This window comes from Achromobacter sp. JUb104, from assembly GCF_024806975.1.
GTDB classification, from domain to species: Bacteria; Pseudomonadota; Gammaproteobacteria; order Burkholderiales; family Burkholderiaceae_B; genus Achromobacter; species Achromobacter spanius.
The window spans coordinates 827375-841563 of record NZ_JANUEY010000001.1 but is presented as its reverse complement, the minus strand read 5'-3'; the positions used below and the strand labels follow the sequence as shown (position 1 = coordinate 841563).

Genomic DNA, 14189 nt, shown 5'->3' with positions numbered 1-14189 from the left:
AAGCAGGACGGCAGCATGCTCTTTAACAACTTAGGCCGCCCGCCCCCGAGAGGGAGGAAGGGCGAAACAGGACAACCAGGCGCCAGCACGCCCCCGGACCCTGTGTGCTTGGGCTTCAACTGCCAAGCAACGCCCAGCCGGGCGTGGCGACGATAACCCCGGCGAGCTTTACTTCCGCTGGGACCGTTCCTTAGCCCTTTGATAGCAAGCTCTATACACCTCGTTTTCAAAGTCTCTAATGACTCGCTCTTTAGCCGCTTCGGTGGAATACCTTGGTTCTTCAAAGGCCCATTCCACCAAAGCTCTGCTCAATTCTCCATCGTCCGCTCTGTCAGGCTTGGAAAAGAGGTCCATCAGCTCCGACATAGGCATACCAGCCTGCCGTGCCTCCATTACGGTTTTCCCCAGACTGGACGTAACAGCGCATGCCTTCCTGTCCTCCGTGCTAACCGAAGCGCCAAACGCCGACGAACAGACGGCGAGGGCAACCCCCGCCGCAAATAGCTTTAAGTGCACATCCACTCCCAAAAGTCGCTTTCGGCCTGAGTGTAACCAGCGGCTGAAAAGCGGGTTTCGGTCAGCGCTGCAAGTCAGCGCTTACCGAAGCTCTCCCACACCCAAGCGCATGCCCGCGCAAAGGAACCGCCCCATGGAATTAAAGATCAGCATCGACCTGGAAGCAGCACTGGCACAGGCACTCGCCCCCGAAAAGCTCCAGCCCATTCTGGACAAGCACATCATTGGGGCCATCACCGACGCCATTGATGACGCCACGGGCTACCGCAGCACTTTCCGCACCGCAATCAAGGAACAATTTGCTGGCGCACTGCCCCACGGCATCGAAATAGCCGATGTCGCCAAGTTCCAGCACGTATTGAATGAAGTTCTGCGCAATGCGGTTCACGGCCAGAACGCAGCCGCGCTAAACACCGCGCTGGAGAAGGCTGTCGCTAGCGTGATGCCCGACGTACCCGCCACGGTCAAGCTGTCCCAGCTGTTGGAGGATGCGCGACACGGCTTGCACGTCGAGGAACGCGAGGCGTTTTACGCGCTGTTTGAGCAACAGTACGGGTTCTCGCACATCTACCTTGATCGCGAAAAAAACAAAGGGAGCCTTTACGGCACCGGGACCAGCGAGACCAAGAAGTACGCCGCAGATTACAGACTTGATTTCGATAAGGAGGGCCGCTGCTACTCGATGAAGCTGGGCGGCAAGCAAATCACTCCTGGGAGCCTACCCAATGCTGTTGGCGGATTCGAAGCCACCCTGCTCGCCCTCTACGTCGGCCGCACGCGCCTCGAATTCGACATGGATGCGGACGACGTGGAATCGGCTGCTTCCGAGCAGTACGACGACTGATCCCCTGCACTGAGGAAATGACGTGGAATACCGCGAACTTTCGAACAAGGAAGTGAAGGTGCGCAAGCCGCATAAATGCGGCTGGTGCGCTGAGCGCATCGAAGCCGGGGAACGGGCGCAGGCGCGTTCGTACATCTGGGAGGACGGCCCCCAATCCGACCGCATGCATCCGGAATGCTACGCCGCGATGCTGAACTATCCCGAGCCGTCCGACCTATGGGACGGATGGATGCCTGGACAGTTTCAACGCGGCACCCAGGATGAAGCCTGACAGCCCCCCGCTCATGCCACGCGTGCGGAGCCGCTTACCGAGTGATCACTTCTTGCATAGATAGTTGAAAAGGTCACTTTTGCTCGACCCTGGGACGAGATCAAACCAATTCGACGGGGTGTTGTTGATGTCCCGGATCGAGGTTTCGCTTTCGCCCAACACACGCATCTTTCTGGCTTTGCAGTTAGTCTCGGTGCGCGTAAAAACAACGCTGTCGACACCGTCTCGCCTCGCAACGGCCGTGATGATTCCACCCTTCGTGGACTTCTCCAGCAAGTAATACTTGCCCTTATCACCCGGCATGCTTCGCGGGATGCGGACCTCAGCGGCAATGGACACCTGGGTAAGCACCAGCAAACCCACGGCGACACTCGCCAAAACGCTTTTCATTTTTTGATCTCGCTTGATTCGGCAGGACGTGGCACTCAACCCACCACGGAATCCTGTTTATAGCATTTTGTAACCCACCTAGCCTTAGTCAAGGCGCGCATCTACCAGGAGCTTCCCCATGGTCACCATGCTCATCCGCTTCATCGAAGAACTGATCGACATCCTCAACTTCGGCAATGCCATCAACAGGTAAACCACCGCATTTCCACGCTCAAAATGTCACTCAGGCCGCACCGCCACGTAGTCAATTCTAGGTAAAGACAAATTCCACCGCATTGACTATCTTCTGCCCAAGAAAAGAGGTGTTGCTGACAAAGTGAGTACGCAATGCAGAGCATTTACGCGTGGATGGGCGTGCCCGATGCCTTTTCAGGTATCGTGTCGACGACGTTGTTCGTCGTCGCTATCGCACCGTGGCTAGGAGGGGTCGAGATCGGACCTCTAAAGATTCCGAAATTGCCAGAAAGCTGGGGTTCAATTCCAAAGTTCGTCTCACCCATTTCGTTGTTTGTCTCCCTAGTTCTATACGCCCCTCTATTACCGTACCCAACCCTTCCGCCAAAATACGACGAATACACCAAGGACTTCTTCGCAGATCAATCGTCACAATTTTTGCTCGGCGCTAAACCTTTCAGACTTTCGGAAGGCGAGGCGGAGGAGATCAAAAAACTCCTTGGCTCACAAGTGCTGAGCGGCGGCAAAGTATGGGGCGAGATCCGCTTCGCAAGAGACGGAAGGACTGCCAGTTTCGGCCATCGAGGCAAGCCCAATGGAACCATCGTTATCCAAGGGCATGTCCGTGATCCGCAGAATCGTCCGGCATTCTCGAGTATCGGCGAATGGCGTGACTCCACAGGTAAATCGGGAAAGCTCATGTTTTCCTACACCACGACGACGCCATACAAACCCACTCCCGAGCTGAAATGGGGGGACAAATTCGACATGTGCACGGCTACGCAAGAGTGGAACTTTTTGCTGCCATACGACAGCAACATAAGTGCAGCGCTGACGCAGCAAACTTCGCTTAACTGAAACTATGCACAGCGGCGGCGCGCCACACTCGCGATTGCCTCTCCGGTCGCCCGCCACCGCTTAACCTCCGCGCAATTCTGCGCAGATCTCCATGCCTACGAATATTCCCGCCATCTGGTGGGGCCTGGCCCTGCTCGCCTTGGCGGCGGTGGCCCTGGTCCCCGCCTGCGAATACCTCAACCGCCGCTATGTCGCGGCCGATCCTTGGAAAGCAACATGAACGCAATCACTGCAACCGCGCCTGCCGCGCGCCGCCGCAAGCTGCCGTCCATCACGCAAGCCGTGTGCAAGCTGACCAACCTCATTGCCCCACGTGACCACGCAGGCCGAGGCAATTGGAACAAAGACGCGGACATTCCCGCTGTGTGGGCATGGGCCGCCGGTGTCGGCTTCGCGGGATTCGTCCTCTTCGGGCGCCCGATCCTCGGCTGGCTCCTGAGCTTCGCGATATGAACGGGATCGAATTCATTTTGCGGGATCGCGCCGGCTGGGTGCCCAAGCTGCCTATCCCGCGCAGCCGATTCCGCTGGGTTGATTCGAAGCCCAAGCCGCTTACCCGCTTGGAGGTCGCGTTCATCCGGTCCGTCAAAGGAGCGCTTAACAGCACTGAATTGGCCCATTGCTACCAAGTAACCCCGCAGACCATTCGCAACATCTGGGAAGGCCGCCGCCATCCTCTCCAACCCTCCGGAAAGCGGCCTGGCCGCCGCCCCAAGTCCCTCAAGGTGCCAGCATGACCGATTTCAGCGCCCCCGTGTCGTTCCGACAAAAGATCCTCAATAAAGAAATCAAGCGCGCCCACGCAATGCAGGTCCGGTATGAGGATCTGCACGTGGAACCCGGATTCAATCTCCGCGCCCCCATAGAACGCCTGGGCGGCAAGCTGCGCCAGCAGGCAGAAGCGGCCGAGGAAAGCTTGTTTCGGCACATCATGGCCGGGGGGCAGTACCCCGCACTTGAGGTTCGCCCCCGCGCCGAGGGTGGCGTGTGGATCGTTGACGGCCACCGCAGACACAGGAACATCGGGCGGGCAATTGCTGCCGGCGCTCCGCTCCAGGACAAGGAAGGCTTCGTGATGATCGACGTCGTTGCGTTCGAAGGCAACGATGCCGAGCGGACGAAGCGCGTTATTTCAAGCTCGAAAGGCCAGGGCCTGCTCACTCTGGAAACCGCCTTCGGCTATGCACGTTTGGCGCGATTCAAGTGGGACTGCGAACGCATCGCCGCCGAGGAAGGAGTCTCTTCCGTGTGGGTCGGCAAGCTCTTGACGCTGGCGAACGCAAATACCGACGTTCATGACCTCATCCTGGCTGACTTGGTCAAGCCCACCGTAGCAATTGCCGCAGTCGAAAAATATGGCGAGGCTGCCGGCGAGTTTCTGCGTAATCGGGGAAAGACCACTGTCGGTGACATCAAGGGCCGCCCCCTGCCCCGCAAGGTCGTGTCCCCGCTCATCAGCGGCGTTGATGCCTTCATCAAGGGACTGGACGCCAACCAGCGCGCCACCCTCCTAGATATCCAGAAAGGCCGCGTAGCCAGCGAAACCATCACTATCCCGGCCGCATCCCTCCTGGATCTGTTCCAGGCCCATGGCGCCGTCGAGACCGTCCGCGCCAAACGCGCCGAGAAGGCCGCCAAGGACGCCCAGCAAGCCGCCCCCGATACCCAGGCCCTTATCGCACTCGATCAGGAGAAATCCACCGCATGAACGCACCCGTCAGCGATCTCATGGGCGCAGCTTTGGGCACGTCAGTGACTCCATGCGCCGTCAATAGTAGGCCAGCCGCGTTCGCCCGTTCTGCAATCTGCCTCATCCAGTGATGAATGAACTCCGTCGTCATACGGATTCTGATTTTGATGTCCTGATAGAAGTCTTTGTCCGTACACGAGCCGATTTTTCGGTGGTCTTTGGTCTTTTGCTCAACTTCGGCCAACACCTGCGCCAGATCGCTGAGCATGTTGATGCCGAATGCGTCCGCGATCCTCTGTTTCGCGGCGATGATCCGATTATGAATGGGGGCCATCGATTCAGCAGTGGGCGTCCTACCGTTATCTTGCCAATTGGAAATTAGCCCCTCTAGCGCACGAGCGATCTGTTCCGTTTCATTCGCCATAGCCCAATTGAGCATTTCTCGACTTTGGACGCCCTCTCGCCGACGATCACGGTTCTGCCACCAAGGCACAGCAATAGCCAAAAACGCAGTGGCACAAGTGCCAATTGCGGACAGGGCTTCCCACCATTTGACCGATGTGTCTAGCGACGCAATCACGATTCCCCACATTACCCCGGCGAAACCAGCACCGAGAAACCATAAAACAAGCAACATCGCGACCTCGCCGTCAGATACCCAACGGAATTAGATCATGACCGACCAAAACCACACCGCCCCCGCCGCCCGCCCGCTCAGCGACGAGTACGTCAATGCGGTCATCCAGAAGTACGGCTACCAGAGCATCGAAGCAGTCGGCGCCCGCCTCTACCAATGGATCGGCCTGCACGGCGGCGAGAACGGCTTGACCCTCCTCATCTACGAGGCGCACAAGGCACTGTCCGCGCTGCGCGCCCCTGTAGCCGGGGAGGCGCAGCCGGTGGCGTGGCGTGCCCTCTGGACGCTGCCGACGCCCGGGGCGACAGCCTGGCGCGACACACGCAACGTAGCACCGCCCGACGAGGCAGAAATGCGCGCGAAGGGCTATAGCCTAGAGCTGGCGTTTGCCGCGCCCCAGGCCAGCAAGGCGGTGCGCATCCTATTCCCCTCCTACCTGCGCAAGATGTGGTCAGGCGGCGAGGTGCAGGCGTGGCTGGACAACTATCAGGGCATCACGCCGCCGACCGCCAGCGCTAAGGGAAGCCTGGAGCGCTACCGGAATTGGCGGGCCGAACAAGCCGAGGCAGACAAAGACGGCGTAAGAAGCAAGGGACGTCAATGACACTCACACTTGAACAGCACGAACTTCAACAGATGCTGGTGGAAGCCGCAAGGATCGGCGCGAACTACGCAATTGAGGACATGGTGTGCTACCACCTGAAAGATGCCTGCACGCGCCTTGGCGTCAGCTACAACACGCTGCAAAAGCGCATTCTCGAAGGGAAGATTCGCCCGGTGGACGGGCGTATTACCGGCGCGGAACTCCGTCGGTATCTAACCCAATCGCGCAGCAATGCTTGATGCGTGAGGGTTGTAGTAAACCATCGCCATCTTCGGATCGGTCCATCCAAACATTTTGCACAGGTCCAGCACGTCAATCCTCTTGGAAATCATCGTTGCTGCGGTATGGCGGCTGTCGTGGAAGGTAAATCCTTCCACCTCCGCGCGCCCCCGGTACTTCCTAAACAGTGCGTCCAGCGAAGCCGACTTGACGCCGAACACCAGATTGTCGTCCCACCCTTGCATTCTTTTCAGAATTGCGACCGCCCGCGTGGATAGAGGCACATCACGCGGACGGTCGCTTTTTGTTTTTGGAAGGTGGACATGCTGGTCGTAGACATGCTCCCAGGTCAGGCCGCAAAGCTCGCCGGCGCGCATACCAGTGCGAAGCGCCAGAAGGAAACAATGTGCGATGGCCTCGCCCATGCTGGCAACGCGGGCGCGACGGTCATACCCCATCGCGCGGAGCATCTTTCGAATCTCCCAGATATGTATCGTCCGTTCGCGGTGCTTGCCCTTAAGTGGCTTTCTGATGCCCCGACATGGATTTAGGTCAACCCACTCCCATTCAAGGCGCGCGGCCTCAAATACGGACGCCAGCAGGCTCAATTCGCGCAGCACGGACGAGGGGCCAACCTTTTTGCTTCTCGCGTCCCGGAATGCCGCAACGTGCTGCGGCGTGACCTTGGATATCGGAAGGTCCAAGGGTAGAAGGTAGCTTTCGAAGGCGGCCAGGCGAACCTGCTCCCACCGCTCGCCCTTTCGGAGAGGTGAAATCTCATCGCTGTATTTTCGCAACGCTTCGCGCAACGTGTGCAAGTCGCCGGCCGGTTTTGTGGCCTTGTCGCGGATTTCCGCCTCACGCCTAGCACCCCATTCGACGGCTTCGCGCCGCGTGGGTAACACCTGGCTATCGCGTTGGCCCAATAATTTGACCTGGACCCGATACCCTTTTGCCGTCTTTTGGATGCTTGCCATGTGGGGCCTGAGATGGGGCCAGGATGGGGCCGGAAGCTGCGAATTCTTGATTTTTAGCAGTCAACCGATCACCCACCCTTCCCGCTAAACCGTTGATTTTAAAGACCCTGATTATAGGGATTCAACGATTCTCAGTTGTATGGTGCGAAGGAGGGGACTCGAACCCCTACACCTGTTACGGCGTCAGGACCTAAACCTGGTGCGTCTACCAATTTCGCCACCTTCGCTAAAGGTCAAGCCCGCTATTGTAGCTTGCTTGTTAAAATCTTGCGTCATGAATCCGCGCCTCGATGCTTTACACCCCTACCCGTTCGAAAAATTGCGCGCGTTGCTGGCCTCTGCCAGCTCGCAGCCGGACGGCCTGACGCCTATCAATTTGTCGATTGGCGAGCCCAAGCACGCCGCGCCCGAGCGCGTGGCGGAGGCGATCCGCAACCACATGGAAGGCTTGTCGGTCTACCCCTCTACCAAGGGCGATCCGGCGCTGCGCCAGGCGATATCCGACTGGTTGGCCCGCCGCTACAGCATTCCCGCGCCCGACGCCGACACCCAGGTGCTGCCGGCGCTGGGCTCGCGCGAAGCGCTGTTCGCCTTCACCCAGACTGTGATCGACCCGTCGGCCGGTTCGGTGGTGATCTGCCCCAACCCGTTCTACCAGATCTACGAAGGCGCCACCCTGCTGGCGGGCGCCACGCCCTACTTCGTCAACGCCGACCCGCTGCGCAATTTCGCCAGCGACTGGAACCAGGTGCCCGACGCCATCTGGAAGAAAACGCGGCTGGTGTTCGTGTGCTCGCCGGGCAACCCGGCCGGCAACGTCATGTCGCTGGACGAATGGGAGACGCTGTTCAAGCTGTCTGACCGCCACGGTTTTGTCATTGCGTCGGACGAATGCTATTCCGAGATCTACCTGGACGAAGGCGACGCCCCGCTGGGCGGCTTGCAGGCCGCGCGCCGCCTGGGCAGGGACGACTACCGCAACCTGGTGTGCTTTTCCAGCTTGTCCAAGCGCTCCAACGTGCCCGGCCTGCGTTCCGGCTTCGTGGCGGGTGACGCTGCGCTTATCGGCCGCTTCCTGCTGTATCGCACGTATCATGGCAGTGCCATGAGCCCGCTGGTGTCCGCCGCCAGTATCGCCGCCTGGACGGACGAGGCGCACGTGAAAGACAACCGGCGCCTGTACCGTGAAAAGTTCGATGCGGTGGTGCCCATTCTGGAAAACGTGCTGGATGTGTCACGGCCGCAGGCTTCTTTTTACCTGTGGGCGGCCACGCCGGGCTCGGATACGGCGTTCGCGCGCGACCTTTACGGCCGCACGGGTGTTACCGTTCTGCCGGGCAGTTTTCTGGCGCGGGAGGCACATGGCGTGAATCCCGGCCAGGGCCGCATTCGTATTGCGCTGGTGGCGCCCTTGGCTGACTGCGTGCAGGCAGCCGAGCGCATCGCCCATTTTGTACACACTTCTGTTTGATCAACCTTTAAAAGCTGAGCCGCTATGACTCTCGACCTGCAGACCACCATCGAAAAAGCCTGGGATGACCGGGCCAACCTGACGCCCGCCGACGCCAGCGCCGAGGTGCGCGAAGCGGTGGAACACACCATTGACGGGCTGGATCTGGGCCGCCTGCGCGTAGCTGAAAAAATCAACGACGACTGGGTTGTGCACCAGTGGATCAAGAAGGCCGTGCTGCTGTCGTTCCGCCTGAGCGACAACGCCATCATGGGCGAAGCGCCGCTGCAGTTCTACGACAAGGTGCCGCTCAAGTTCTCGGAATACGGCGACAACGCCTTCAAGCAAGGCGGCTACCGCGTGGTGCCGCCCGCCGTCGCCCGCCGCGGCGCCTTCATCGGCCGCAACGTGGTGCTGATGCCGTCCTACGTGAACATCGGCGCCTACGTTGACGAAGGCACCATGGTCGACACCTGGGCCACCGTCGGTTCGTGCGCCCAGATCGGCAAGAACGTCCACCTGTCGGGCGGCGTCGGCATCGGCGGCGTGCTGGAGCCGCTGCAAGCCAACCCCACCATCATTGAAGACAACTGCTTCATCGGCGCCCGTTCGGAAGTCGTTGAAGGCGTGGTCGTGGAAGAAAACTCGGTGCTGGCCATGGGCGTGTTTCTGTCGCAAAGCACCAAGATTTATGACCGCGCCACGGGCAAGATCATGTACGGCCGCGTGCCCTCGGGTTCGGTCGTTGTTCCCGGCTCGCTGCCGTCGGCCGATGGCTCGCACAGCCTGGCTTGCGCCGTCATCGTCAAGCGTGTCGACGCGCAAACGCGCGCCAAGACCAGCATCAATGATCTGCTGAGGGCGTAATGAGCACGTCTGCCGTACTGGATCTGGTCAAGGACCTGATCGCCCGTCCGTCGGTCACCCCGGCGGATGAAGATTGCCAGGCGGCGCTTGCCGCCCGGCTGGAGCGCATCGGCTTCACGTGCGAAACCATCGCACAAGGCGGCGTCACCAATCTGTGGGCCCGGCGCGGCAGCGCCGCGCCGCTGACCGTGTTTGCCGGTCACACGGATGTGGTGCCTCCGGGTCCGCGCGAAAAGTGGGATAGCGACCCGTTCGTACCCACCGAACGCGACGGCTGGCTGTACGGCCGTGGGGCGGCCGACATGAAAAGCTCGATCGCTGCCTTCGTGGTGGCGGCCGAGGAATTCGTGGCGGCCCACCCCCAGCATGGCGGTTCCATCGCGCTGTTGATCACGTCGGACGAAGAAGGTCCGTCCATCGACGGTACCGCCATCGTTTGCGACGCCCTGAAGGCGCGCGGCGAAAAGCTGGATTACTGCATCGTGGGCGAGCCGACTTCCGGCGATGTGCTGGGCGACACCTGCAAGAACGGCCGCCGTGGATCCTTGTCGGGCAAGTTGACGGTAAAGGGCATCCAGGGCCACGTGGCGTACCCTCACCTGGCACGCAACCCGGTGCACCAATTGGCGCCGGCGCTGGCCGAGATTGTCAGCATCGAATGGGACCAGGGCAACGAGTACTTCCCGCCCACGACGTTCCAGGTGTCGAACCTGAATTCGGGCACGGGCGCCACCAACGTGGTGCCGGGCGAAGCCGTGGCGCTGTTCAACTTCCGATTCTCGACGGCCAGCACGCCGGAAAGCCTGAAGGCGCGCGTGCATGCGGTGCTGGACAAGCACGGCCTGGAATATGACCTGGACTGGGATTTGGGCGGCGAGCCGTTCCTGACCCCGCGCGGCTCGTTGACGGATGCGCTGGTGCAGGCGATTCACGCTGAAACCGGCGTCACCGCCGAACTGTCCACCACCGGTGGCACGTCCGACGGCCGCTTCATCGCCAAGATCTGCCCGCAGGTGATTGAGTTCGGTCCTGGCAATGCCACGATCCACAAGGTGAACGAACGCATCGAAGTGGCGTCGCTGGAGCCGCTTAAGAACATCTATCGGCGCACGTTGGAAAACCTGCTGGTACCCAAATAAAACGCCGCTACGCGGACGCTCTGCCCCCCTTTCAGAGGGGGGTGTTTTTTCCCGGTTCGGCACGCTGAATCGGGAACAAAAGGCCTGTTATGTATCAATCCGCCCGCCAAGAATTGCACACCCTGCGCGACCTCATCCGTTATGGGGTGTCGCGCCTGAACAGCGCCCAGGTGGCGTTGGGGCACGGCAGCGACAACGCCTGGGACGAGGCGGTCTACCTGACGCTGCACGCCCTGCACCTGCCGCTGGACACGCTGGAACCGTTCCTGGATGCCCGTGTCGTCCGTGAAGAACGCGACCGCGTGCTGGACCTGCTGGAACGCCGCGTCACCGAGCGCGTGCCCGCCGCCTACCTCACCAACGAGGCTTGGCTGCGCGGTCACCGCTTTTATGTGGACAAGCGCGTCATCGTGCCGCGCTCGCCCATCGCCGAACTGCTGGACCAAGGGCTTTCACCCTGGGTGCAGGACGCGACCGCCGTGGAAAACGTGCTGGACATGTGCACCGGTTCGGGCTGCCTGGCCATCCTGTCGGCCATGGCCTTCCCCTACGCCCACGTGGATGCGGTGGACGTGTCCGCCGACGCGCTGCAAGTGGCCCGCCGCAATGTGGACGACTACGGTCTGCAAGACCGGCTGGACCTGCACGAAAGCAATCTGTTCGACGCCCTGCCCGCGCGCCAGTACGACGTCATCATCTGCAATCCGCCTTATGTGAACAGCGGCTCCATGGATGTGCTGCCGCAGGAATACCGCCATGAACCGCATCTGGCGCTGGCCGGCGGCGAGGACGGCATGGACCTCGTGCGGCGCATTCTGGCGGCGGCTCCCCAGTACCTCACGCCCGACGGCGTGATCGTGCTGGAGATCGGCCACGAGCGCGACTTCTTCGAAGCCGCCTTCCCGCAGTTGTCGCCCGTGTGGCTGGATACGGAAGAAGCGTCGGACCAGCTTCTGCTGCTTACCCGAGAGCAACTCAGCCTGTGATACGCGCTACTGGATTGACCCTGCGCCGTGGCACGAAAGTGCTGCTGGATAGCGCTGAATTTGTCGTGCACCCGGGCGAGCGCGTTGGCATCGTTGGCAAGAACGGCGCGGGCAAGTCCTCGCTGTTCGCGCTGCTGACCGGCGCGCTGGACCTGGACGCCGGCACGGTGAACCTGCCTGCGGGATGGCGTATCGCCAGCGTCAAGCAGGAACTGGACGCCGACGACCGCCCTGCCCGCGAATTCGTCATTGACGGCGACACGCACCTGCGCGAATTGCAGGCGCGCCGCGCTGAACTCACGGACGACCAAGGCACGCAGATCGCCGAAGTGGAAGCCGCGCTGATCGAAGCGGGCGCCTGGAGCGCCGCATCACGCGCCGAACAGTTGCTGGCCGGCCTGGGTTTCAAGCCCAGCGAATGGATGCTGCCGGTCGAGAGTTTTTCCGGCGGCTGGCGCATGCGCCTGGCCTTGGCCAGCGCGCTGATGGCGCCGTCCGAACTGCTGCTGCTGGACGAGCCCACCAACCACCTGGATCTGGACGCGATGCTGTGGCTGGAGAAATGGCTGGGCGCCTATCCGGGCACCGTCATGCTGATCTCCCACGACACCGAGTTCCTGGACGCGGTGGCCAAGTCCATCCTGCATTTCGACCACGCCAAGCTGGTGCGCTATCGCGGGGGTTATGGTGATTTCCTGACCCAACGCGCCGAGCGCCTGCGCCAGACCAACATTGCCTACGAACGCCAGACCCGCGAAACCGCGCGTCTGCAAGGTTTCATCGACCGCTTCAAGGCCAAGGCGTCCAAGGCCAAGCAGGCGCAAAGCCGGGTCAAGGCGCTGGCGCGCATGCAGGTGCTGGCGCCGCTGCATGCGGAAGCGGGCATCGACATCCGCATCCCTTCGCCTGACCAGGTACCCGACCCGCTGCTGACGCTGGAGCACCTGTCCGCCGGCTATACGGACGCGGACGGCAATGCCATTCCCATCCTGCGCGACGTCACCTTGATGGTGCGCGCGGGCAGCCGTGTGGGGGTGCTGGGCGCCAATGGCGCGGGCAAGAGCACGCTGATCAAGACCCTGGCGGAAGAAATCCCCGTGCAAGCCGGCGAACGCCGCGCCTCGCGCGGCTTGGCCATCGGCTATTTTCACCAGCATCAGTTGGACATGCTGGACGTGGACAGCACGCCTATCGCCCATCTGGCGCGCCTGGCGCCGGAAACGCGCGAACAGGAACTACGCAATTACCTGGGCGGTTTCGGCTTTTCCGGCGACACCGTCACCAGCAAGGTCGGCCCGATGTCCGGCGGCGAAAAAGCGCGCCTGGCGCTGTCCTTGATCGTCTGGCAAAAGCCCAACCTGCTGCTGCTGGACGAACCCAGCAACCACTTGGACGTGGAAACCCGCGAGGCCCTGGCTGCCGCGCTGGCCGACTTCGGCGGCAGCATGCTGCTGGTGTCACACGACCGGCACCTGCTGCGCACCACCGTGGACAGCTTCTGGATCGTCGCGGACGGCGCGGTGCGCGAGTTCGACGGCGACCTTGAAGACTATCGGGATTGGCTGGCTGCCCGCAATGCCGGTGAACGCGCGGAAGCCGCGCGCGAAAGCGCTGAAGGCAGCGAACCCGTCGTGGACCGCAAGGCGCAACGCCGGGCCGAGGCCGAACAGCGCCAACGCCTGTCGGCGCTGCGCAAGCCGCTGGAATCGAAGCTGGCCAAGGTCGAGGCCGAGATGGAAAAACTGCGCACCAAGCTGCACGCGCTGGACGCCATCATCGCCGACGCGGACCTGTATTCCGATGCGCGCCGCGCGGAACGCCAGAAGGTCATGGCCGAGCATGGTGAACACGCCAAGCGCATGGACGATCTTGAAGAGCAATGGCTGGAAATCCAGGGTTCCCTGGAAGAAATCGACCAAAGCGAAGCCTGACGAGGGGCATGGAAGGGGCATGTGGGTGGCGACTCTGCACGCCGTCCAAGCCCCTTTCCCTCAACTATTAATAATAAGCATTATCATTTATACTTCGTCCCGAATTTGACTCCTTCTGGCGCCGGACGCCAGCAACATGTCGACCCTTACGGACGTATTTCTCCGCCACTACCGCGAACTGCTGGGCTTTCTGTCGATGCGCACAGGCTCGCGCGATGTGGCCCAGGACTGCGCCCAAGACACCTGGATCAAGCTGGCGGAATTCAACGACCGCACCCGCCCGGACAATGACCGCGCGTACGTATTCCGGGTCGCCGCCAACATCGCCACCGACTGGCACCGCCGCCGCACACGTGAAATGACGGCCACCGCGGACTACGCCGCCGCCCTGCCCGTGGCGTATGCCGCCGACACCTTCGACGTTGCCTCTGCCCATCAGATCTTGCGGCGCCTGGAAGCCGCCCTGCTCACCCAGCCGCGCCGCAGCCTGGACGTCTTCGTTCTGCATCGCCACGAAGGGCTGACTTATCGCGCCATTGGAGAGCGTTTCGGCATTTCCATCAGCGCGGTTGAAAAGCACATGATGCGCATCCTGCTAGCCTGCGACGTGGCGTTGGCTGAGTGATGTTGGCCGAC

17 protein-coding genes and 1 tRNA gene are annotated in these 14189 nt (G+C 61.4%); 14 read left to right on the top strand and 4 right to left on the bottom strand.

The features are described from left to right. The first annotated feature begins 649 nt into the window (after positions 1 to 649). Both M2361_RS03850 and M2361_RS03845 read left to right on the top strand, forming a co-directional pair. Positions 650 to 1360, top strand: coding sequence for a hypothetical protein (locus M2361_RS03850; protein WP_259246299.1), 711 nt, complete (start codon positions 650 to 652; stop codon positions 1358 to 1360). Positions 1361 to 1382: 22 nt separating this feature from the next. After that, on the top strand, positions 1383 to 1631 hold the full coding sequence (locus tag M2361_RS03845; RefSeq protein ID WP_259246298.1) for a hypothetical protein: 249 nt from the start codon (positions 1383 to 1385) through the stop codon (positions 1629 to 1631). Between the two features lie 45 nt (positions 1632 to 1676). Here the strand turns inward: M2361_RS03845 and M2361_RS03840 are convergent, their stop codons facing one another. Next, positions 1677 to 2021: a hypothetical protein gene (locus tag M2361_RS03840; RefSeq protein ID WP_259246297.1), complete on the bottom strand. Its 345-nt coding sequence runs from the start codon at positions 2019 to 2021 to the stop codon at positions 1677 to 1679. A gap of 327 nt (positions 2022 to 2348) precedes the next feature. Here M2361_RS03840 and M2361_RS03835 point away from each other — a divergent pair, with 327 nt between their 5' ends. From M2361_RS03835 to M2361_RS03820, 4 genes are all read left to right on the top strand, one after another. Then, on the top strand, positions 2349 to 3053 hold the full coding sequence (locus M2361_RS03835; protein WP_259246296.1) for a hypothetical protein: 705 nt from the start codon (positions 2349 to 2351) through the stop codon (positions 3051 to 3053). 91 nt (positions 3054 to 3144) lie between these two features. After that, positions 3145 to 3273: a hypothetical protein gene (locus M2361_RS03830; protein WP_259246295.1), complete on the top strand. Its 129-nt coding sequence runs from the start codon at positions 3145 to 3147 to the stop codon at positions 3271 to 3273. Next, positions 3270 to 3506, top strand: coding sequence for a hypothetical protein (locus M2361_RS03825; RefSeq protein ID WP_259246294.1), 237 nt, complete (start codon positions 3270 to 3272; stop codon positions 3504 to 3506). Before M2361_RS03830 ends, M2361_RS03825 begins: the two co-directional genes overlap by 4 nt. Before the next feature lie 280 nt (positions 3507 to 3786). Further along, positions 3787 to 4761: a hypothetical protein gene (locus M2361_RS03820; protein ID WP_259246293.1), complete on the top strand. Its 975-nt coding sequence runs from the start codon at positions 3787 to 3789 to the stop codon at positions 4759 to 4761. Here the strand turns inward: M2361_RS03820 and M2361_RS03815 are convergent. Continuing rightward, positions 4727 to 5380, bottom strand: a complete 654-nt coding sequence (locus M2361_RS03815) for a hypothetical protein (protein WP_259246292.1) — start codon at positions 5378 to 5380, stop codon at positions 4727 to 4729. The genes M2361_RS03820 and M2361_RS03815 overlap by 35 nt on opposite strands. A 37-nt stretch (positions 5381 to 5417) precedes the next feature. On the opposite strand from M2361_RS03815, the gene M2361_RS03810 reads away from it, so the two are divergent. Together M2361_RS03810 and M2361_RS03805 are read left to right on the top strand one after the other, a co-directional pair. Then, on the top strand, positions 5418 to 5984 hold the full coding sequence (locus tag M2361_RS03810; RefSeq protein ID WP_259246291.1) for a hypothetical protein: 567 nt from the start codon (positions 5418 to 5420) through the stop codon (positions 5982 to 5984). Further along, positions 5981 to 6223: a helix-turn-helix domain-containing protein gene (locus M2361_RS03805; protein ID WP_104144457.1), complete on the top strand. Its 243-nt coding sequence runs from the start codon at positions 5981 to 5983 to the stop codon at positions 6221 to 6223. The genes M2361_RS03810 and M2361_RS03805 overlap by 4 nt, the downstream gene beginning before the upstream one ends. Here the strand turns inward: M2361_RS03805 and M2361_RS03800 are convergent. Both M2361_RS03800 and M2361_RS03795 read right to left on the bottom strand, forming a co-directional pair. Next, complete coding sequence (locus M2361_RS03800) at positions 6197 to 7180, bottom strand: site-specific integrase (RefSeq protein ID WP_259246290.1); 984 nt, start codon at positions 7178 to 7180, stop codon at positions 6197 to 6199. The genes M2361_RS03805 and M2361_RS03800 overlap by 27 nt on opposite strands. Positions 7181 to 7320: 140 nt before the next feature. Then, a tRNA-Leu gene (locus M2361_RS03795) sits at positions 7321 to 7407 on the bottom strand. Positions 7408 to 7454: 47 nt separating this feature from the next. Between M2361_RS03795 and dapC the strand changes: the two genes are divergently transcribed. The 6 genes from dapC to M2361_RS03765 all read left to right on the top strand — a co-directional run bounded on the left by dapC (position 7455) and on the right by M2361_RS03765 (position 14178). Beyond that, the gene (dapC, locus tag M2361_RS03790) at positions 7455 to 8651 is read left to right on the top strand and encodes a succinyldiaminopimelate transaminase (protein WP_259246289.1); all 1197 of its coding nucleotides are present in this window, start codon (positions 7455 to 7457) and stop codon (positions 8649 to 8651) included. Positions 8652 to 8675: 24 nt separating this feature from the next. Continuing rightward, entirely contained in the window at positions 8676 to 9497 is an 822-nt protein-coding gene (dapD, locus tag M2361_RS03785; RefSeq protein WP_100856316.1) for a 2,3,4,5-tetrahydropyridine-2,6-dicarboxylate N-succinyltransferase, read from the top strand. Next, complete coding sequence (dapE, locus tag M2361_RS03780) at positions 9497 to 10636, top strand: succinyl-diaminopimelate desuccinylase (RefSeq protein WP_259246288.1); 1140 nt, start codon at positions 9497 to 9499, stop codon at positions 10634 to 10636. The genes dapD and dapE overlap by 1 nt, the downstream gene beginning before the upstream one ends. A gap of 89 nt (positions 10637 to 10725) precedes the next feature. After that, positions 10726 to 11622 carry a 50S ribosomal protein L3 N(5)-glutamine methyltransferase gene (prmB, locus tag M2361_RS03775; protein WP_259246286.1) on the top strand — a complete coding sequence of 299 codons (897 nt, stop codon included), beginning with the start codon at positions 10726 to 10728 and terminating at the stop codon, positions 11620 to 11622. Continuing rightward, a complete protein-coding gene (locus tag M2361_RS03770; protein WP_259246285.1) occupies positions 11619 to 13553 on the top strand; it encodes an ABC-F family ATP-binding cassette domain-containing protein in 1935 nt (644 codons plus the stop codon). Before prmB ends, M2361_RS03770 begins: the two co-directional genes overlap by 4 nt. A gap of 136 nt (positions 13554 to 13689) precedes the next feature. Further along, complete coding sequence (locus M2361_RS03765) at positions 13690 to 14178, top strand: RNA polymerase sigma factor (RefSeq protein WP_259246284.1); 489 nt, start codon at positions 13690 to 13692, stop codon at positions 14176 to 14178. Positions 14179 to 14189 lie beyond the last annotated feature (11 nt).

Excerpts from the sequence above, each read along its gene's own strand:
- M2361_RS03850 (WP_259246299.1), top strand. The coding sequence starts at position 650 with ATGGAATTAAAGATCAGCATCGACCTGGAAGCAGCACTGGCACAGGCA.
- M2361_RS03840 (WP_259246297.1), bottom strand. The coding sequence starts at position 2,021 with ATGAAAAGCGTTTTGGCGAGTGTCGCCGTGGGTTTGCTGGTGCTTACC.
- M2361_RS03835 (WP_259246296.1), top strand. The coding sequence starts at position 2,349 with ATGCAGAGCATTTACGCGTGGATGGGCGTGCCCGATGCCTTTTCAGGT.
- M2361_RS03830 (WP_259246295.1), top strand. The coding sequence starts at position 3,145 with ATGCCTACGAATATTCCCGCCATCTGGTGGGGCCTGGCCCTGCTCGCC.
- M2361_RS03825 (WP_259246294.1), top strand. The coding sequence starts at position 3,270 with ATGAACGCAATCACTGCAACCGCGCCTGCCGCGCGCCGCCGCAAGCTG.
- M2361_RS03820 (WP_259246293.1), top strand. The coding sequence starts at position 3,787 with ATGACCGATTTCAGCGCCCCCGTGTCGTTCCGACAAAAGATCCTCAAT.
- M2361_RS03815 (WP_259246292.1), bottom strand. The coding sequence starts at position 5,380 with ATGTTGCTTGTTTTATGGTTTCTCGGTGCTGGTTTCGCCGGGGTAATG.
- M2361_RS03810 (WP_259246291.1), top strand. The coding sequence starts at position 5,418 with ATGACCGACCAAAACCACACCGCCCCCGCCGCCCGCCCGCTCAGCGAC.
- M2361_RS03805 (WP_104144457.1), top strand. The coding sequence starts at position 5,981 with ATGACACTCACACTTGAACAGCACGAACTTCAACAGATGCTGGTGGAA.
- M2361_RS03800 (WP_259246290.1), bottom strand. The coding sequence starts at position 7,180 with ATGGCAAGCATCCAAAAGACGGCAAAAGGGTATCGGGTCCAGGTCAAA.
- dapC (WP_259246289.1), top strand. The coding sequence starts at position 7,455 with ATGAATCCGCGCCTCGATGCTTTACACCCCTACCCGTTCGAAAAATTG.
- dapD (WP_100856316.1), top strand. The coding sequence starts at position 8,676 with ATGACTCTCGACCTGCAGACCACCATCGAAAAAGCCTGGGATGACCGG.
- dapE (WP_259246288.1), top strand. The coding sequence starts at position 9,497 with ATGAGCACGTCTGCCGTACTGGATCTGGTCAAGGACCTGATCGCCCGT.
- prmB (WP_259246286.1), top strand. The coding sequence starts at position 10,726 with ATGTATCAATCCGCCCGCCAAGAATTGCACACCCTGCGCGACCTCATC.
- M2361_RS03765 (WP_259246284.1), top strand. The coding sequence starts at position 13,690 with ATGTCGACCCTTACGGACGTATTTCTCCGCCACTACCGCGAACTGCTG.